Origin of the sequence: Microbacterium luticellae (genome assembly GCF_050408645.1) — a bacterium.
Taxonomy (GTDB): domain Bacteria; phylum Actinomycetota; class Actinomycetes; order Actinomycetales; family Microbacteriaceae; genus Microbacterium.
Genome location: NZ_JBNTKE010000001.1, coordinates 458,810 through 475,990 on the forward strand (window position 1 = coordinate 458,810; position 17,181 = coordinate 475,990).

A 17,181-nucleotide genomic window follows, 5' to 3' on the forward strand; every position below is an offset into this window, starting at 1 on the left:
GAGCCCCCGATTCGCGACCTTCGGGGGCCGGTCGTGGGGACGATTGCAACTGTTCAAACCTTTCTGACGCCCGCTCAGGTCGACCAGATCGTCGATGACTACCTCGCCGGCGCGACCGTCACCGACCTCGCCGTCAAGTACGAGGTGCACCGCGCCACCATCTCGCGCCACCTCACCGACAAGGGCGTCGTGCGTCGCCCGGCCGGGCTCCACGGATGGGAGGCGGCCGAAGCTGTTCGATTGTTCCGACAGGGCGAATCGCTTCGAGGGATCTCCCGCACGATCGGAGCCAGCCGGGATTCGGTTCGCAAGACGTTGGAGCGAGTTCGTGAGATTCCCGCACTAGCTTGCCGTCGTACCGACAAGCAGTCTTCCAACGATGTTGTCACTCGTCGGTGAGGTGCACCTCGACGATAGGGCCTCCGCCGACTCCGGGTTCGAGTGTCATTACAGGCACGTACTTCGTCTCGCTGCTTGGGTCGCCGTTCCATTCGTAGACGACAGTGCGCAACGTGTTCAGATGACGGCCAAGCAGTACGCCGAGCCCGTATGGACCGTGATAGGCGAAGTGGACCTCCGATCTTCCGAACGTCGAAGCAATCTCGCGCACCTTCGAAATGAGCTCTTTGCTGAGGCTGCCTGCCGCAGACGAGTCGATGTGTCCGTCACCGGCGCTCAACGTGATGGCGATGTCGAAGGCTGGCCCGTGCTCGACCAGTTTCTGGAACGCGACGTGGTCCGCGTGCGGGGACAATGTGACGAAGATTGCAACGCGGGAATAAGCACTAGGCAAATCCGACTGGACCAACGTTTCAGTGCGGATTGACGAAACCTGTTCGTGTTCCGTGCTAGACGATTGCCAAGTCTGGCCGTTGGTGTCGCTTACTTCGAGCTCGTAGAACTCCGTTGCCGGTAACGCTGCCCCTAGCGCAAGTGCGACGGATAGGTGGGCTCCGCCCGATACAGCAATCTTCTGCGCTCCCGAGGCGTGGGCTGCGTCCCCGAGCAAACCAAAAGTCTGCTGGAGCAGTCTCAGCCCATTGGGGTGAGGCAAACGCCCACTATCAGGTGCTTGCACGCGGATGTGCAGGTCCTCTGTTCCCGCGTCGATTGCGTAACTTGCGGGCCTCGTTTGAATCTTGATCGTGAAGGGGCGTCCATCCCTACTGATGATCGGCTTTCGTTCCTCGATTCGGTGCATAACAAGGTCCCGGACGATCTTGAGCTTGCCATCTGCTTGAAGCACGTTGGTCTGCTTCTTGTCCGCAAGCACTGGACGAGGTGCCAAGCGAAGCAAACGGTCTGGCGCCTTGAATTCGCACTCCTGACTGTCCGCTGTTTCAGGGATGGCGTTGGCAATGCACAGCGAGAATTTATCTGCTTCATCCAGTGCGAGGAGTCGCGGGAGTTCGCGTTCGCGAACGATCTCACTGTATGCAATGTCAGGGGTAACGATGAGCACGGCACCAGACAGCCCCTGGGTGAGGGCGCGTTCAAGTCGATCGGTCGTGGTGCCACCGCGTAGATCTGTGTGATCACGCCATACGACTAGTCCTGCTGCGCGTGCCAGCTCTTCGAACGAGTCGGCAAGCTTCGTTCCATCACTTTGCCGGTAGGAGATGAAGACAGGTCCATCTCCACGAACGGCATCTGCGGGAAGCGGTTCGAGCTCCGGGAATCGCGATGGAGGGTAGGAGACTTTCGCACGTGTCGTCTTAGGTTGAAGTAGCGGACGGCGTTTGGTCACTCGCCCTGAATACGTCCAGGACGCGCCGATGGAGTAGACAAGAAGGATCAGTGGGTCTTGCTGCTGTTTAGAGATGTCACGAATGGCACTGATGTCCTGTGGACTTGGGCCAACATCGCCGGGGTGGGTGTGCCACTCACCGATGTACCCAACGGGGTCGGACGGCGCGCGATCCTTCAGGAACTCAGCCAGCAGGCGGTTCGCTTCGACGTCGTCGCGCACGTACGAGGTATTCGTACGCTTCCCCTCGACTACGAGGGCGTTCGTGACGGTGAAGTCTCTGCCAACACGGTAGCCGAGGAGGATGCCGCCCGTTTCATCCGGCAACGCCTTAGCAGTCGACGATGCGATGGTCTCGTGTGCTTCAGCAGACAGTTCAATGTGCGGAAGGTTGTTGGCCGTTGTCATGATTCGTGGGCCTTTCCCTGGGGCGCTACGTTTCGAGTCTCGCCAGCATCGTCAAGCGGTCGACCGCTCAGAATCCCGATGGCATGTCGGACTGCTGCAGACGCCGCTTCCATCACCGCATGGGGAGGTGCCGGAGAAATGGGGCTCCCGCAGCCGGGCTCGAACAGCTCAGCGACGTCCTCTTGCAAATCGGGAGTGTCGAGGACTGGCGTGGCATCGACATCAGATAGTGGCGGCAATACGTCGATTCGAAAAGTCGCTCCGTGATCCACAAGCGCGACAGACAGGACGTGCTCTCCTCGTGACTCAGCGGCGACACGTAGCAGTGCAGTCGTTGAGAAATCGGCACTCGCGTTGATGACAAGATCGTGTGAATCGATCAGGTCATAGGCGTCGGCACCAGTGTCCAGCCGCTGGACTACAGCGTCCAGTGTGAGGTTCCGATCTTCGTTTCGCTCAAGCAGGTGCCTGCGGACTGCTTCGACTTTGGTGAGTCCAACGCAGCTCGGACCAACCAGGTGCCGAACGAGGTTCCCCGGCAGAATCGTGTCGGGATCAATGAGAGTGAGGTTGCGCACGCCAGAACGAACAAGCGCGTCGGCAACGAATGATCCGATTGCACCGGCACCGACAATGGCAATCTTTCTATCACCGAGCGACGGGGCAAGGAGCCCCGCTCGCAAGTTCCGGGTGTCTGCACTCGTTGATGCTGACGTGAGGACTCTCGCCGTAATTGACCGCTCCGCGTCAACAGACACGTCCAGTGCGAGCACACCCAGCGAATCGCCGCGGTGGTAAGTAACCATCAAGATGGAGATAGAACGGTCTCGGATCTTTCGGCCGATCGACAGTTCTTCTGGGAGACGCGTCTCGAGGTCATCCCAATTTCGCGGCGGAGTTGCTACATCGGCCAGCTCGACGACGTAGCCGTAGCGATCCTTGTGGCTCTTGTGTGCCTTTGGGACTCGCGTCCCACGCATCATGATCATGGTGTCGTTCTTGGCTGGTTTGAAGCGTACAAACGCATTCTTGAAGCCTTCGGTCTCGTCGTAGAGATAGATCCGGTGATCGCGGGACGGCTCGAAGTAGCGCTCCAAGTCGAGATCAGGACGATCGCTCGGCCACCCGGCATCCGCTTCTTCAAACCAGGCCGAAATGTGCTTCAAGAACGCGGCGCTGTCAGTCCACCAGAGGTCATCGTGATCGTCCTCTGCCACCAGGCACAGTGCACCGTCCCGTTCACGATGCCAAGACCAGGCGACGGCCTCCCTATCTTCAGGAACTACGCGCGGGGGCCTAAAGGGAAAGCGGGCGGGCAAGGTGATGACCACGCGGGTTACACCTTGCCCGTGACCTACCGACCCTGACCAGCCCACCGGTGTTGTCGTAAAGCCAGCACGGATGAGGCCTTCCTCGAAATGAAGTTGACTGTACGCGACGAACTCGTCCCAGTAGTCGTTGCTCAACCGAATGTCCTGCTGCCTGCCGGCACAACGCGGGCTCCTGCAGACACGGCGCTCGCCTTCCGGGTGCCATCCTCATTGAACCCAGGAGGCATCCGAAACACGTCTTCGTCGTCCCCGCTTTTCCCGAGAAGCCCCTGGAAGGCCAGGGCAGCCTGCCCTTCATCTTCCTCATCAAGAGCGACCTTGGCTGTATTGGCCGCTGCTGCGAACTGATCACGTGCTGCCGCGAGCTCTTCGTCAGTAGCTCGGATACGAATGCTATTCCCTGCGACAGTAGGGTCGGGAAGCTCGATGCCATAGGTGACGAAGTCCGTGACAATACGGCTGATCTCATCGAGTGCCGACGCGTAGTAGGACGCATGATCAGTGCCGGAAACTGCGCCCGAGGCGAATGCTTGGTAGGTCGCGAGCTCGAAGAAGAAACCGCCGGGCTTCGACGTCCCAAGTAGCGACCGACGGGTCTGTCGGATCAGTTTCACGATGGGCACGTAGTAACCGTCATGGGCCGCGTTCATCTCGCTCGACAGTGCAGTCAGTTTCTCGGGGTTCGTCTGCACCCACTTGTCGTCCTCGCCGCGCTGTGGAATCTGCCACGTCTCACCGTCGGCGTGCGGGCGAGCCGGCACAGCATCGACATACATGTCGTACTCCGGAAAGCTCACCTGCAGGCTACGGTCTTGCCTTTTGGTACGACGATGTCCGTCATCATCCAAGCCGAACTCATCGTGCAGCACACGGAAGAACCGATCGAGGATCTGCTGGGACGTAACACCGTCGGGAATTTCCGGAAGCCGCACGAACACATCGACATCCTTGATTCGCTTGATCGACACATTGCGCTTATACGAGCCGATCAAGACGGGATCAGCACCGTACTCTGTCAATTTCGAATCAGACAGCAGCGCGGCACGCACGAGCTGGTGCGCTTCAGGCGCATTAGCCTTGTCATCGCCAGGCTCGATCGAGCTCAGCGCATCTTTGAACTGCTGGATAAGTCGTGCCATTTGATCCCCGATCTGGTCGTAACGCGGCGGCAAGACTCATTTTGGCAGGGACCACTGACATTCGAACGGTGTCCGAACTACTGACGCTCAAGTCGCCCTTCCGAAAGTCTGCGGCGAAGCGTAGCTTGGAGGTAGGCGACCTCTACCTGCTACGCCCTCACTCGTTGTGATGGCACGACGTGCGGCTTCGGTCGAACGGTCCTTCTACTACCTGTCGCCTCCCGACAGGAGAGGACTGTACTCATGCTTCGCACCATCTGGATCGCCAGCCTTTACGTCCGAGCGTTCATGCGCCGGTTCATGCCGACGAACATCGCGCTCGACAAGCTCCGCACCCGCAGCGGTCTCAAGTGGGGCGTCCCGGCGATGCTCCTCAGCGTCGCCTACTTCTACCTCGCCACACTCATGAGCGTGCTTATCGACGATGGCGCTTCGAAGTGGCTCTACGTCGTGATGCTCGTGTGCATCTGGAACGCGTTCAAGTTCCTGGTCTTCGGGCCAGTGTCGCTCGTGCAGCTTATGCGCGTGCGCGCTGCCGAGCGACGAGCGCGGCGGACTGTGGACCGTCGTGAGCCTCAGTGCGCGGCCGCGTAACGATCACGCCGCCGCGACCAGTAGCTCATCCCAGTTCGTGAGGCACCTCGGCGAGAGCAGCTCACGTTTCATCTCCCAACCCGGTGGTGTCTTTATCCCGCCGAGTCCGACGCCGACTGCGGTCGTGGCGAACTTGCGGTTGATCTCGTCGAGCGCTTGCCCGACACCGCGGCCCTCGAACTCCGGCCGGAACAGATCGAGCGGCTGCACGCCGTCGGCCTGGCGCAGGTCGGTGAGGACGACCCCGGCGCGGGCGTAGCGGATGCCGTCGACGGGGAACAGTTTCGGCAGTAGCGCACGGGCAGCTTTGGTGAGAGTAATCGGATCATCCGTCGGCGTTGGCAGTGCGACAGTGGCCTGCGCGCTGTGGCTAACCGTGCCGGTATCCGCCCAGCCGGTCGCCGCCCATGCCGAGAGGTGTTGAGCAACCGAGCCCTGTGCGCGGAGCCTTGCGGAGACGCACTGCGCGTAGAGCGAGATCACCTGCTCCATGTCAGGCTCGGTGGTGATCTTCTTCGCGAACGAGCGGGAGAAGATGAGCTGGTCCTTCACTGCGGGCGGCACCATCTCGAGCGGGATGCACGGCACGCCGCGCAGTTCGAGGACAATGCGTTCCATGTTCACTTTGAACCGCTTGCGCGCCCACTTCGGGTCCATGTCCCGCAGCTCCCGCGCCGTATGGATGTTGATCGCGGCGAGACGCTTGCCGGATCTGCCGGCGACGCCCCAGAGGTCGGTGACGTCGATGCTGTCGAGGATGCGATCCATCTGTGCGGCGTCGTAGCGGGCGAGGTTGAGCACGCCGATCTCGGCGAAGGCCTTCTTGATCCCGATCGCCGCGACCTTTGCGAGCGACTTTGTCGCACCGATCGCGACACGGACGGGCACGCCCGTGAGCTGGCGGACGGTGCGGCGAATCTCGTGCCCGATGCTTTCCAGCTCCTCGGGTGTGCCGCGGAGTCCGACGAAGGATTCGTCGACCGAGTAGACCTCTTGCCAGGCCGAGTAGCGGGAGATGATCTCTACTGGTAGGTCCGATTGTCGAAGAGTGCACTTTTGTGCGCGGCTCAGCGACGACGCGGGCTCGCCGCGAAGCGCGTTGGTAGGCCGTATTCGACCACGGTAGGTGAACATCGGGTGACGAAGCCATCATGGACTCGCGGTCTGATTCGATGAATGTCAATATAGAAGCATGTCAAATCAAGAGGTGGAGCTGGTTATCGTCGGGTCCGGTCCCGCCGGGTATACCGCGGCGGTCTATGCAGCCCGTGCGGGTCTCGCTCCGGTCGTGATCGCGGGTTCGGTCACCGCGGGCGGGGCGTTGATGACGACGACTGAGGTGGAGAACTTCCCCGGTTTCGTTGACGGTGTGCAGGGTCCGGGGCTGATGGAGTCGATGCGAGCGCAGGCGGAGCGGTTCGGTGCTCGGATCGTCTACGACGACGCGATTCGCGTCGATCTTGACGCCGACATGAAGACCGTTGAGACCGGTGCCGGCGAGACGTACCTGGCGCGGACAGTGATCCTGACGATGGGCTCGGCGTACCGCAAGCTCGGCCTCCCCGAGGAGGAGCGCTTGTCCGGGCACGGAGTGTCTTGGTGCGCGACGTGCGACGGGTTCTTCTTCCGTGACAAGGAGATCGCCGTGATCGGTGGCGGGGACTCGGCGATGGAAGAGGCTCTGTTCCTCACTCGGTTCGCGTCGAAAGTGACCGTCGTGCACCGGCGGGGCGAGTTCCGCGCGTCGAGGATTATGGCGCAGCGCGTGCTGGACGATCCGAAGATCGAGGTCGCGTGGGACAGCGAGGTCGCCGCGATCCTCGGCGACGAGCAGGTCACCGGGCTCATGCTGCGCGACACCGTCACCGGGGCCGAGCGCACGCTCGACGCGACGGGGGTGTTCGTCGCGATCGGGCACGATCCGCGCTCCGAGCTCGTCGCGGATCAGGTAGACACCGACGCGGACGGCTACGTTCGTGTCGCGCACCCGTCCACGCGGACGAACCTGGCTGGGGTGTTCGCGGCCGGGGATCTCGTCGATCACACGTACCGGCAGGCGATTACCGCCGCGGGCACCGGCTGCGCGGCCGCGCAGGACGCCCAGCACTACCTGTCGGACCTCGCACCCGCTACCGTTTCCGCACCTGTTCTGGAGGTCTTCGCATGAGCACCGTCACCCCCGTCACCGACGCCACTTTCCAGGACGAGGTCCTCGACTCCGAGTTGCCCGTCGTCGTCGACATCTGGGCGACCTGGTGCGGGCCGTGCAAGGCAATCGCTCCGATCCTGGATCAGCTCGCCGGCGAGTACGCGGGGCGTGTGAAGATCGTGAAGCTGGACGCCGATCAGAATCCTGAGACTGTGGCCGCCGCGGGCGTGACATCGATCCCGACCCTTGGCTTCTACCGGAACGGGGAACGGGTGGACGTGCTGATTGGCGCGCACCCGAAGCCCGTCTACTCGGCGAAGATCGAGGATCTGTTCGCATGACCGACACTCTGACCCGCGCCGCGCCGAAGCGCCTTTCCGCACTCGACCGGTGGCTGCCGCTGTGGATCGGCCTCGCCATGGTCGCGGGCCTCCTCCTCGGACGATTCGTGCCAGCGCTTTCCGACGCGCTCTCCGCAATGGAGGTCGGCGGGATCTCGATCCCGATCGGGCTGGGCCTGCTGGTGATGATGTATCCCGTGCTCGCGAAGGTCCACTATGACAAGGTCGCCGCTGTCACCGGGGACAAGAAGCTGCTGGTCTCGTCGCTGGTGCTGAACTGGCTGGCGGGCCCCGCGGTGATGTTCGCGCTCGCCTGGATCTTCCTGCCGGATCTGCCCGAGTATCGGACCGGGCTGATCATCGTGGGCCTGGCGCGGTGCATCGCGATGGTCGTGATCTGGAGCGACCTGGCCTGCGGTGACCGTGAGGCGACGGCGGTGCTCGTCGCGATCAACTCGGTCTTCCAGGTCGTGATGTTCTCGGTGCTGGGCTGGTTCTACCTCACGGTGCTGCCGGGCTGGCTGGGCCTGGACGCGCAGGGCCTGGTGGTCTCCGTCTGGCAGATCGCGCTGAACGTGCTCGTCTTCCTCGGCGTGCCGCTGGTGGCGGGCTTCGCGTCGCGATGGATCGGCGAGAAGCGCCGCGGCCGCGCCTGGTACGAGGAGAAGTTCCTCCCCGCGGTTGGACCATGGGCGCTGTACGGGCTGCTGTTCACGATCGTTCTGCTGTTCGCGCTGCAGGGTGAGCAGGTCACGTCCCGCCCGCTGGATGTGGCGCGGATCGCGCTGCCGCTGTTGATCTACTTCGGCCTGATGTGGTTCGCGGGGCTGCTGCTCGGCAAAGCGCTCGGCCTCGGCTACGCACGGTCGACGACGCTCGCGTTCACCGCGGCGGGCAACAACTTCGAACTCGCCATCGCGGTCGCGATCGGCACCTTCGGCGCGGCCTCCGGGCAGGCCCTCGCGGGCGTTGTCGGCCCCCTGATCGAAGTGCCCGTGCTGGTCGGCCTCGTCTACGTCTCACTCTGGGCCGCGAAGGCCTGGTTCCGCACCGACCCCTACGCCGTCGAATCGAGGACGTCATGACCGATACCGCCGTCAACTCCGACACGGAGGCGTGCGCGCCGTCCGCGACGCATGCCATCGGCACCGAGGCCGCGACTACCGTGGCCGGCGCGCTAAAGGCGCTCGCTGATCCGCTGCGTCTGCGGATGCTCTCCGCGATCGCGACCGACCCGCGCGGAGAGTCCTGCGTGTGCGACCTCGCCGAGCTCGCCGAGGTGTCACAGCCGACGGTCTCCCACCATCTGAAGGTGCTGAAGGAGACGGGGATGCTGCTGTCCGAGCGGCGGGGTACCTGGGTGTACTACCGCATCGCGCCGGGCAGGCAGCGCGCGGTCGCGGCTCTCCTTGACGCGTTCGCTCCCGCCGCAGCCGTCACGGACGAGCCTGAAGACACCGCGGCACGGGCCGAGGCCTTGCAGCAGATGGACGCCCGCGTGACCCGCCTCGCCGAGGAACTTACGGACGAGCTGACCGGGCTGAACCGGGAACTCGTGGTCGCGATCGTGCGCGAGTCCTACGCGGGCCTGGTGCGTTCGGCGAAGCTGACGGCGCACCTGATCCCGCTCACCGAACGCTTCGCCCGACAGCGCCTGGCCGACCTGACCCGTGATCGCAGCGCGGGCGTGCCGCAGGTACTGTTCGTGTGCGTGCAGAACGCGGGCCGCTCGCAACTCGCCGCCGCGATCGTCAACCGGCTCGCCGGGGGCAAGGTCGTCGCACGCTCCGCCGGGTCGACGCCTGCGGTGGATGTGCACCCGCACGTGCGCTCGCTGCTCACCGAGATCGAGGGCGCGCAGGAGGCCGATACGGCGTTCCCGAAGCCGCTCACCGACGACGCGGTGCGCGCCGCAGACGTGGTGGTCACGATGGGCTGCGGCGACGTCTGCCCGATCATCCCCGGCGTCCGCTACGAGGACTGGGCCGTCGGAGACCCAGCGCTGGCCTCCCCGGAAGGGGTCGAAGCGATCCGCGACGATATCGAGGGCCGCGTGCGCGAGCTCCTCGCCACCCTCACCGACTGAAAGAAGCGAACAACGATGACTGATCAGAAGCCTTCCGTCCTCTTCGTCTGCGTCCACAACGCCGGGCGCTCCCAGATGGCTGCCGGCTGGCTCCGCGAGCTCGCCGGGGACCGCGTCGAGGTCCGCTCCGCCGGGTCCATGCCCGCCGACCAGATCAACCCCGTCGCCGTCGAGGCGATGCGTGAGGTAGGCATCGACATCACCGGCGAGCAGCCGAAGGTGCTCACCACGGAGGCGGTGCAGGACTCCGACGTCGTGGTCACGATGGGCTGCGGCGACGCCTGTCCGTTCTTCCCGAGCAAGCGCTACGAGGACTGGAAGCTCGACGACCCGGCAGGGCAGGGCATCGAGTCGGTGCGCCCGATCCGCGACGAGATCAAACGCCGCATCGAAGCGCTCCTCTCCGAGCTGATCGGACAGTGAGCCGGGTGGTGAGCGCACGACCTTCGTCCGAGCGTGGTCGCGTCGGGGAGGTGTTTCGGGCGTTCGCGAAGCTCGGCGTGACGTCGTTCGGCGGCCCTGTCGCGCATCTCGGATACTTCCGCGAGGAGCTCGTCGCCAGACGGAAGTGGGTGAGCGACGCGCAGTACGCGGAGCTCGTCGCCCTGTGCCAGTTCCTCCCCGGGCCGGCGTCGAGCCAGGTGGGCTTCGCGCTCGGCCTCGTTCGCGCAGGCTTCCGCGGGGCGCTGGCGGCATGGGCGGCGTTCACGTTGCCGTCCGCGGTGCTGCTGGTGTTCTTCGCCATCGGCGCGGTGTCCCTGGACGGCTCCGTGGGTGCGGGGTTACTTCTGGGTCTTAAAGCCGTCGCCGTGGCGGTTGTCGCGCACGCCGTGCTGGGGATGGCCCGAACGCTCACGCCCGATGTCCGCCGCGCCCTGATCGGCGTCGCCGCCGCGGTGCTGGCGCTGCTGCTGACGGGGAACCTTGGCCAGCTCGCCGCGATCCTCATTGGCCTGGCCTCGGGGATCCTCTGGTGCCGGCGGATCGACGTCGCAGCCTCCGAGCCGCTTGCCGTGCGCGTCTCGCGGCGTCTCGGGGCCTCGTGCCTGGTCGTGCTCGGCGTTCTGCTCGTCGCACTTCCCGTGGCCACCGCGCTGACGCGCAACGCCTGGTTCGGGATCGCGGACGCATTCACTCGAGCAGGAGCGCTCGTCTTCGGGGGCGGGCACGTCGTCCTGCCGCTGCTACAGGCGGAGCCTGCCGTCGCGGGCGCGCTCAGCCACGACCAGTTCCTCGCAGGTTACGGTGCGGCACAGGCCGTGCCTGGTCCGCTGTTCACCTTCGCCGCCTACCTCGGCTTCGAGATGCAGGACGGATGGGCGGCACCGCTCGCGGCGCTCCTCGCCCTCGCCGCTGTCTTCGTGCCCGGCCTGCTGCTCCTGCTCGGTGTGCTTCCCTTCTGGGAGCGCCTTCGCGGGAACCCCACGGTCCGCTCAGCGATGGCAGGCGCGAACGCCGCGGTGGTCGGGATTCTCGCCGCCGCGCTGTGGACGCCCGTGATCACATCCGGAGTGACCGGACTCGCCCCCTTGATCATCGCGCTCGGGTGCTTCCTCATGCTCACCGTCTGGAAGCTGCCGGCATGGATCGCTGTGCTCGCCGGCGCGGCGGCAGGCATCATCGCGAGCGTCGCCGGGATCGGCCTCGCCTGGGCATGATCATGCCCTGATGCGGTCGCCCAGCAGGCCGATGAACTCATCGGCCGCGGCGAGCTGCTTCTCGAGTTTCGCCCGCCGCTGCTCCGCGTCAATAAGGAACTCGGAGAGAAGCTGAGTGGCCTCAGTCCCGACGGAGCCTTCGACCTGGCCGGCGTCTAGCGCCCGCAGCAGATCGCCCATCTGCTCCAGCGAGTACCCGAGCGGCTTCATCCGGCGGATGAGCATGAGCCGTTCGTAGTCGTCCTCGGTGTAGAGGCGGAACCCGCCCTCGGACCTGCCGGAAGGCTCGAGGAGGCCGATTTCGTCGTAGTGGCGCAGCGTCCGCAGGGACAGCTCGGTGCGCTCGGCGAGCTCACCAATGTGCATCATCGCGGTTCCAGGCACGGCGCAGCTCCTTCTCATTCGCCCCCAACTCTCACGTTACGTTAGAGTTGTGGTTGGCTCGCATCTTCTAGCGGGTTTCATTCCGACTGCCACCCCTGACCGGGGTGCACCGTCGGGCGCGCGCAGACGCGCACTCACGCTTTCGATGGTGTCACATCGACCCATCTCGACCCCTGGGAGGCCTGCCTCATGACGACCATGACCGACGACAAGACGCGATACCGACCCGAGCCCTCGGTGCTGACTGCACTGAAGACCCCGCGGATCCTCACCCGCGAGGTCCTAGCTGGCCTCGTCGTCGCGCTGGCGCTGATCCCTGAGGCGATCTCGTTCTCGATCATCGCAGGGGTCGATCCGAAGGTCGGGCTGTTCTCGTCGTTCATCATGGCGGTGACGATCGCGTTCGTCGGTGGACGCCCGGCCATGATCACGGCGGCGACCGGTGCGATCGCTCTGGTCATTGCGCCCGTGGCGCGTGAGTACGGCATGGACTACTTCATCGCGACGGTGCTGCTCGCGGGCGTGCTGCAGATCGTGCTCGCGGTGCTCGGCGTCGCGAAGCTGATGCGGTTCATCCCGCGTAGCGTCATGGTCGGCTTCGTGAACGCCCTGGCGATCCTGATCTTCATGGCTCAGGTGCCCGAGCTCGTGGGGGTGCCATGGATGGTGTACCCGCTCGTCGCGGTCGGGCTGGCGATCATGGTGTTCATGCCGAAGATCACCAAGGTGGTCCCGGCTCCGCTGGTGTCCATCGTGCTCGTCACCGCCGCGGTCGTGGTCTTCGCGATCAACGTTCCTGCGGTCGGCGACAAGGGCGAGCTGCCCCGCAGTCTGCCGGAGCTGTTCATCCCGAACGTGCCCTTCACGTGGGAGACGCTGACGATCATCGCCCCGTACGCGCTGGCGATGGCGCTCGTCGGTCTCATGGAGTCCCTGATGACCGCGAAGCTCGTGGACGACGTCACCGACACTCACTCGAACAAGACTCGTGAAGGCTGGGGCCAGGGCGTCGCGAACATCGCGTCCGGCTTCTTCGGCGGCATGGGCGGGTGCGCGATGATCGGCCAGACCATGATCAACGTGAAGGCGTCCGGTGCGCGCACCCGCATCTCGACGTTCCTCGCGGGCGTCTTCCTCCTGATCCTCATCGTCGTGCTCGGCGATGTCGTCGCGATCATCCCGATGGCGGCGCTGGTCGCGGTGATGATCATGGTCTCGGTCGGGACATTCGACTGGCACTCCATCAAGCCCTCCACGCTGAAGCGGATGCCGAAGAGCGAGACCGCCGTCATGGTCATCACCGTCGCTGTCGTCGTCGCGACCCACAACCTTGCGATCGGCGTGATTGTCGGCGTCTTCGTTGCGGCGATCATGTTCGTGCGCCGAGTGGCGCACCTCGTGGACGTCACCCGCGAGGTCAGCGACCGCGACGGCGCTCAGGTCGCGCACTACACCGTCGAGGGGCAGCTGTTGTTCGCCTCCAGCAACGACCTCACCACGATGTTCGAGTACACCGAAGATCCCGAACGGGTGGTCATCGACCTCACGAGGTCGCACGTCTGGGACGCATCGACCGTCGCGGCGCTCGATGCGATCGAGACGAAGTATGAGCATCACGGCAAGACCGTCGAGTTCGTCGGAATGAACGACTACACAAACGCGTTCCACGCCCGACTCACCGGCGGGCTCGGGAACGGTCACTGACCTGCAGGAGGCAATGGCGGTCGCGGTTTAATCAGGGTTCTGCACGGAGCTTTGGATAGTCCGTCCAGTCGCCACTGGCAAGGCGCGACCAGGCAGCTGCTGACGCTGCTGTGATGCCGAGGAGATCGGAGACGATTCGTGGGTGCATCTGCCGGGTCAATTCGATCAGCGCGGTCGTCCGAGCGCTTCCTGAACGCAGCCCCTGCTGGCGCAGACGTCGGCTGAGTGGGCCTGGCGTGAGATGCAGCCCCGGATTCCTGCCGGGAAAGAGCCATCCCTCGGGTCGGTGTCTCGATGTGTCAGCGAGCTCGGCGATCGCATTCCCGAGGACCTCGGGCAGTTCGATTGGCTCGGCTCCGATGGTGAGCTTCACCGGTCGCGTTGTCAGGTCGACCTGATCACGGGTGAGCGCGACGATGCGAGTGAGGTGGAGGCCGTAGAGGAGCACGAGCAACCCAGCGGCACGCGTCTTGGGATCCATGTCCAGGTCCGAGAGGAACCTGCGAGCCATCTGCCACCGATGGTCGGATTCGTAGTGCCGGCCCTCGAGGTGGCTCGTGCGGAACTCTACGTGGAGTGTGCTGAGCCGGTGCCGTCGCAGCCAGCGTGTGAACGGGGCGAGGGCGTCGCGCTGGCTCGGTGAGCCCGTGAGAAATGCGTCGAGTCCGCGCTGCGAGAAGGTGGCCAGCGTCTCGTGCTGCGATCGGATCTCGTGCAGGAGCGCGGCGCAATGCCTGAGTGCTGCCCGCTGTCTCTGGAAGCCGGCCGCGGGGCTTGAGGGGCCCTGCGACACAGCCCGGAACGCTCTGGTGGACCGAAGAAGCTCCCAGGTGCAGTATCGACGCAGGATCAGCCGATCGTCGGCAGCTTCGATGCTCGCCAGCCATTCTTCAACCCAGTGATCGAAACGCACGGTCTCGACGTCGAGTTCTGGCAGCACGTTGGAGCGGACCAGCAGTGAGAGAAGGAAGGCGACCGACTGGCCAGACCGGGCCCTCGTGATGATCGCGTCCGCGGTGAGAGGCAGGGTTTCGTCTGCGAGTTCACGGAGCACGGCGGCGCATTTGCTCTTGTGCTGCCACCGCTCGAGAGAATTCGCCTTGCCGTGATGTGTGAGGAGGTAATCCGCGAGCGGCTGGAGTGCGGGACGGACATTGCCTGTGTCATCGCAGAGGAGCCGCTGGATGGTGATCGGTCGTCGACACTCGGCGCAGAGGCGATGCTTACGCACTTCTTCAATTGATCCGCAGCTGGGGCATGCCATCGTGATCGGCGAGCCGGCGCAATCGGCGCAGACCGTCTGCCCGTTCATGAACCCGGTGAGGAACACCTTGCGTCCGCACTCAGGGCAGGGTTGCGGGGTGCGCATCGCGTAGTAGCAACGAGCGCATACTCGCCGCCCGTCGAGATGGGAAGCGACACGTCCCGGTTCGCCGCAGAGCCCGCAGGTCTTGATCGGTGCGGTGTAGCAGTTCAGGCAGACGAGCTCGGGACGGCGGACGACGATAGTTGCCTGCTGACCGCACCGGGAGCAAAGGCCGAACGATCGACGATCAGCTCGCCAACATTCGCGGCAGAACCGCTTCCCGTCGATGGTGCGCTGCACTGGCCTGACCCGTCCGCAGGTCGCGCAGGCGACCGATCTGGCGTTCCGCTCGCAGCGCGAGCAATGCCTCCCGCCGTTCGGGGTCTTATGCGGCATCCGGACTGCTCGCCCACATGACTCGCATGTCGGCAGCACCACCCGGCTCGCTCCTTCTGCGACGAGTGCGTGGGCCAGGTCTTGGACGGTTACTGGCACGTTCCGGTGCTGGCCCTCCAACACCCCGGGTTGCTTCAGCAATGCGAGTTCGAGAAGCCGTTGCGTGAGGGGTACCGGCGCGACCGAATGCACGATCTCGGCCAGTTGCTCGGGTGAGATCTCAGGAACGAGAGGACGGACGAGAGCGACGATCTCCGCGACCCTCGGCTCCTGCGGAGGCTTCGCCGCCACGCTACTTCGTGCGCGGCCGGCGGATGGCGGCACGAACCGGCCGGAGATCGCCGATGGATCCGCGCGTCGCTTCCTCGCCCACGGCGACCGGGATCCCGGCCTCACGGCGGGTGATCGTCACGAGATCGTCGAGTGTGCACTCCAGCGCATCACAGAGTGCTGCGAGGACATCGAGGCGGACGCGCTGTGGCGGCTGCGTCACCAGCCGATACACCTGCTCCCGTGACAGGTCGATGCCGCGCTCCTCGAGCAGCGGCTTCAGCTTCGACGTCTGGAAGATCCCGCGCGATGCCATCACGCTGCGCAGGTTCCAACCGGTCTCGAGCTCAACGACCATCAGCTTCTCCTTCGATCAGGGCCTTCAACGCCTCCGCGAGCACCCGGTTCTTATAGTCCGAACTGACAGAGGCGTAGATGGAAGTCGTCGACGCGTGCATGTGCCCCACCTGCTCCTGGACGAACCGCTCCGCGTAGCCGAACTCCAGAAGGTGCGTGACGTACGAATGCCGGAGGCTATGCAGCGTTAGATCCTTCGACAGGCCAGCCTCGTCGCGCAACTCTGCGAACCTCCGGTCGAGATACCCGGCGGACAGGCGCGTACGCCGCTCGGTCACCCAGAGCGCGTCGAGGTCGGCACGCGGGGCGAAACGCTCCCTCGCTTGCTCGAGCCACTGCTGCATGCCTGGCACCCACCAATCGAACTCCGGCACCAGCAGGACCGTCCTACGACGAGGCGCACCGCCTCCCGCCGCCTTCGCCCATCGCACGTGGATCGCGCCGTAGCGCCCCCATTGGCGCATCTTGGCATTGTGATGCAGATCGACGGTGTCGAGCATGACCGCCTCGGTCCGGCGCAGCCCGAACGCATACACGGTCTTCAGCAGTTGCGCGTCCCTCAAGGCTCCGAGCGCGCCCTTCCGCCCGGAATTGACCAGCAGCTCGACACGGGCATCGGCCGTGTCGAACAGGCGCTCGACCTCGTCATACGTGAACGGACGACGCTTCCCGTCACCTTCGAACTCAAACCGGTGGGCGACCGTGTTCCATGGCAGGCACACCTGCGACGGGAACTCTCCGAACTCCCGATCGCAGATCTCCATCCAGTCGTACAACGGGCTCGTGAGGTAATCGCAGAACCCACGGATCGCACCATGATTGGCGCGCATCGTCGAGAGCGTCCGCGTACGCCCGCCGGACTCAGCGGTGAACTCGTCGACATCCGCGACGCTCCACTTCCACGGCGGTTTATCCACCAAGTCGCGGAACCTCACCACGGTGGCCACCCGATTCCGGATGGTCTGCTCACGCAGGCCTCGCGACAGCTGCTGCTTCCGCCAGCCTTCGATCATCGCGTCGAAGACCTGCTGCTCCGGGTTCACCAACACGACGTTCGACGTCGAAGTGATCAGCCGAAGCGCGGCAGGAGAGGCCCCAAAATCTTGCATTAGATGCAACAAAGTACGAGACAGTGCATCACCCTGTCAACTCTGATCCCAACATCCGCGAGATCACGCTGTTATGGTCGGAGGTGCTCGGCATCGGGTGCGACCAATAAGCCTCGATTGCAAGCGTAGACAGTTGCATTCACTGCAACTTGCGACCGTTTGCCAGGCGGAGTATCGTCCCAAGAGCGTACTGGTAGGGCCG

General features: G+C 64.4%; 17 protein-coding genes. 9 read left to right on the forward strand and 8 right to left on the reverse strand.

All coding sequences use genetic code 11. The annotated features are described in order from the left end of the window. Positions 1 to 33: 33 nt before the first annotated feature. A complete protein-coding gene (locus ACQUSW_RS02270) occupies positions 34 to 399 on the forward strand; it encodes a hypothetical protein (RefSeq protein ID WP_188700218.1) in 366 nt (121 codons plus the stop codon). Here ACQUSW_RS02270 and ACQUSW_RS02275 read toward each other — a convergent pair. The 3 genes from ACQUSW_RS02275 to ACQUSW_RS02285 form a co-directional block, all read right to left on the reverse strand. Beyond that, complete coding sequence (locus tag ACQUSW_RS02275) at positions 386 to 2,155, reverse strand: SAVED domain-containing protein (protein WP_188700219.1); 1,770 nt, start codon at positions 2,153 to 2,155, stop codon at positions 386 to 388. The two genes, ACQUSW_RS02270 and ACQUSW_RS02275, sit on opposite strands and share 14 nt — an antisense overlap. Beyond that, the gene (locus ACQUSW_RS02280) at positions 2,152 to 3,372 is read right to left on the reverse strand and encodes a ThiF family adenylyltransferase (RefSeq protein WP_428930659.1); all 1,221 of its coding nucleotides are present in this window, start codon (positions 3,370 to 3,372) and stop codon (positions 2,152 to 2,154) included. Before ACQUSW_RS02280 ends, ACQUSW_RS02275 begins: the two co-directional genes overlap by 4 nt. 245 nt (positions 3,373 to 3,617) lie before the next feature. Further along, a complete protein-coding gene (locus ACQUSW_RS02285; RefSeq protein WP_188700221.1) occupies positions 3,618 to 4,625 on the reverse strand; it encodes a nucleotidyltransferase domain-containing protein in 1,008 nt (335 codons plus the stop codon). A gap of 243 nt (positions 4,626 to 4,868) precedes the next feature. Between ACQUSW_RS02285 and ACQUSW_RS02290 the strand changes: the two genes are divergently transcribed. Continuing rightward, positions 4,869 to 5,219, forward strand: a complete 351-nt coding sequence (locus ACQUSW_RS02290) for a sulfate permease (RefSeq protein ID WP_188700222.1) — start codon at positions 4,869 to 4,871, stop codon at positions 5,217 to 5,219. 3 nt (positions 5,220 to 5,222) lie between these two features. On the opposite strand, the gene ACQUSW_RS02295 is transcribed toward ACQUSW_RS02290, so the two are convergent. Then, the gene (locus tag ACQUSW_RS02295; protein ID WP_428930660.1) at positions 5,223 to 6,353 is read right to left on the reverse strand and encodes a DinB/UmuC family translesion DNA polymerase; all 1,131 of its coding nucleotides are present in this window, start codon (positions 6,351 to 6,353) and stop codon (positions 5,223 to 5,225) included. Between the two features lie 58 nt (positions 6,354 to 6,411). Here ACQUSW_RS02295 and trxB point away from each other — a divergent pair, with 58 nt between their 5' ends. From trxB to chrA, 6 genes are read left to right on the forward strand one after another with little or no spacing between them, the layout of a single operon-like run. Next, positions 6,412 to 7,386: a thioredoxin-disulfide reductase gene (trxB, locus tag ACQUSW_RS02300; protein ID WP_045263243.1), complete on the forward strand. Its 975-nt coding sequence runs from the start codon at positions 6,412 to 6,414 to the stop codon at positions 7,384 to 7,386. Then, positions 7,383 to 7,709, forward strand: a complete 327-nt coding sequence (gene trxA / locus ACQUSW_RS02305; protein WP_045263242.1) for a thioredoxin — start codon at positions 7,383 to 7,385, stop codon at positions 7,707 to 7,709. Before trxB ends, trxA begins: the two co-directional genes overlap by 4 nt. Beyond that, entirely contained in the window at positions 7,706 to 8,794 is a 1,089-nt protein-coding gene (gene arsB / locus ACQUSW_RS02310; RefSeq protein ID WP_045263241.1) for an ACR3 family arsenite efflux transporter, read from the forward strand. The genes trxA and arsB overlap by 4 nt, the downstream gene beginning before the upstream one ends. Beyond that, on the forward strand, positions 8,791 to 9,795 hold the full coding sequence (locus ACQUSW_RS02315) for a metalloregulator ArsR/SmtB family transcription factor (RefSeq protein ID WP_428930661.1): 1,005 nt from the start codon (positions 8,791 to 8,793) through the stop codon (positions 9,793 to 9,795). The genes arsB and ACQUSW_RS02315 overlap by 4 nt, the downstream gene beginning before the upstream one ends. Before the next feature lie 15 nt (positions 9,796 to 9,810). After that, the gene (locus tag ACQUSW_RS02320; RefSeq protein ID WP_045263239.1) at positions 9,811 to 10,218 is read left to right on the forward strand and encodes an arsenate reductase ArsC; all 408 of its coding nucleotides are present in this window, start codon (positions 9,811 to 9,813) and stop codon (positions 10,216 to 10,218) included. Between the two features lie 8 nt (positions 10,219 to 10,226). Then, positions 10,227 to 11,453: a chromate efflux transporter gene (gene chrA / locus ACQUSW_RS02325; protein ID WP_231579239.1), complete on the forward strand. Its 1,227-nt coding sequence runs from the start codon at positions 10,227 to 10,229 to the stop codon at positions 11,451 to 11,453. Here the strand turns inward: chrA and ACQUSW_RS02330 are convergent, their stop codons facing one another. Beyond that, a complete protein-coding gene (locus ACQUSW_RS02330) occupies positions 11,454 to 11,837 on the reverse strand; it encodes a helix-turn-helix domain-containing protein (RefSeq protein WP_045263237.1) in 384 nt (127 codons plus the stop codon). It lies immediately after the preceding gene. A gap of 189 nt (positions 11,838 to 12,026) precedes the next feature. Between ACQUSW_RS02330 and ACQUSW_RS02335 the strand changes: the two genes are divergently transcribed. Further along, on the forward strand, positions 12,027 to 13,541 hold the full coding sequence (locus tag ACQUSW_RS02335; RefSeq protein ID WP_045263236.1) for a SulP family inorganic anion transporter: 1,515 nt from the start codon (positions 12,027 to 12,029) through the stop codon (positions 13,539 to 13,541). A 31-nt stretch (positions 13,542 to 13,572) separates the two neighbouring features. Here the strand turns inward: ACQUSW_RS02335 and ACQUSW_RS02340 are convergent, their stop codons facing one another. The 3 genes from ACQUSW_RS02340 to ACQUSW_RS02350 form a co-directional block, all read right to left on the reverse strand. Then, on the reverse strand, positions 13,573 to 15,147 hold the full coding sequence (locus tag ACQUSW_RS02340) for a hypothetical protein (RefSeq protein WP_231579238.1): 1,575 nt from the start codon (positions 15,145 to 15,147) through the stop codon (positions 13,573 to 13,575). A 388-nt stretch (positions 15,148 to 15,535) separates the two neighbouring features. Continuing rightward, positions 15,536 to 15,871, reverse strand: coding sequence for a helix-turn-helix domain-containing protein (locus ACQUSW_RS02345; protein WP_045263234.1), 336 nt, complete (start codon positions 15,869 to 15,871; stop codon positions 15,536 to 15,538). Next, the gene (locus tag ACQUSW_RS02350) at positions 15,861 to 16,979 is read right to left on the reverse strand and encodes a tyrosine-type recombinase/integrase (protein ID WP_428930662.1); all 1,119 of its coding nucleotides are present in this window, start codon (positions 16,977 to 16,979) and stop codon (positions 15,861 to 15,863) included. The genes ACQUSW_RS02345 and ACQUSW_RS02350 overlap by 11 nt, the downstream gene beginning before the upstream one ends. Between the last annotated feature and the right edge of the window lie 202 nt (positions 16,980 to 17,181).

Bases quoted from the DNA above. Each gene is read 5' to 3' on its own strand.
- ACQUSW_RS02275 (WP_188700219.1), bottom strand. From the start codon at position 2,155: ATGACAACGGCCAACAACCTTCCGCACATTGAACTGTCTGCTGAAGCA.
- ACQUSW_RS02285 (WP_188700221.1), bottom strand. From the start codon at position 4,625: ATGGCACGACTTATCCAGCAGTTCAAAGATGCGCTGAGCTCGATCGAG.
- ACQUSW_RS02290 (WP_188700222.1), top strand. From the start codon at position 4,869: ATGCTTCGCACCATCTGGATCGCCAGCCTTTACGTCCGAGCGTTCATG.
- ACQUSW_RS02295 (WP_428930660.1), bottom strand. From the start codon at position 6,353: ATGTTCACCTACCGTGGTCGAATACGGCCTACCAACGCGCTTCGCGGC.
- trxB (WP_045263243.1), top strand. From the start codon at position 6,412: ATGTCAAATCAAGAGGTGGAGCTGGTTATCGTCGGGTCCGGTCCCGCC.
- trxA (WP_045263242.1), top strand. From the start codon at position 7,383: ATGAGCACCGTCACCCCCGTCACCGACGCCACTTTCCAGGACGAGGTC.
- arsB (WP_045263241.1), top strand. From the start codon at position 7,706: ATGACCGACACTCTGACCCGCGCCGCGCCGAAGCGCCTTTCCGCACTC.
- ACQUSW_RS02315 (WP_428930661.1), top strand. From the start codon at position 8,791: ATGACCGATACCGCCGTCAACTCCGACACGGAGGCGTGCGCGCCGTCC.
- ACQUSW_RS02320 (WP_045263239.1), top strand. From the start codon at position 9,811: ATGACTGATCAGAAGCCTTCCGTCCTCTTCGTCTGCGTCCACAACGCC.
- ACQUSW_RS02335 (WP_045263236.1), top strand. From the start codon at position 12,027: ATGACGACCATGACCGACGACAAGACGCGATACCGACCCGAGCCCTCG.
- ACQUSW_RS02345 (WP_045263234.1), bottom strand. From the start codon at position 15,871: ATGGTCGTTGAGCTCGAGACCGGTTGGAACCTGCGCAGCGTGATGGCA.
- ACQUSW_RS02350 (WP_428930662.1), bottom strand. From the start codon at position 16,979: ATGCAAGATTTTGGGGCCTCTCCTGCCGCGCTTCGGCTGATCACTTCG.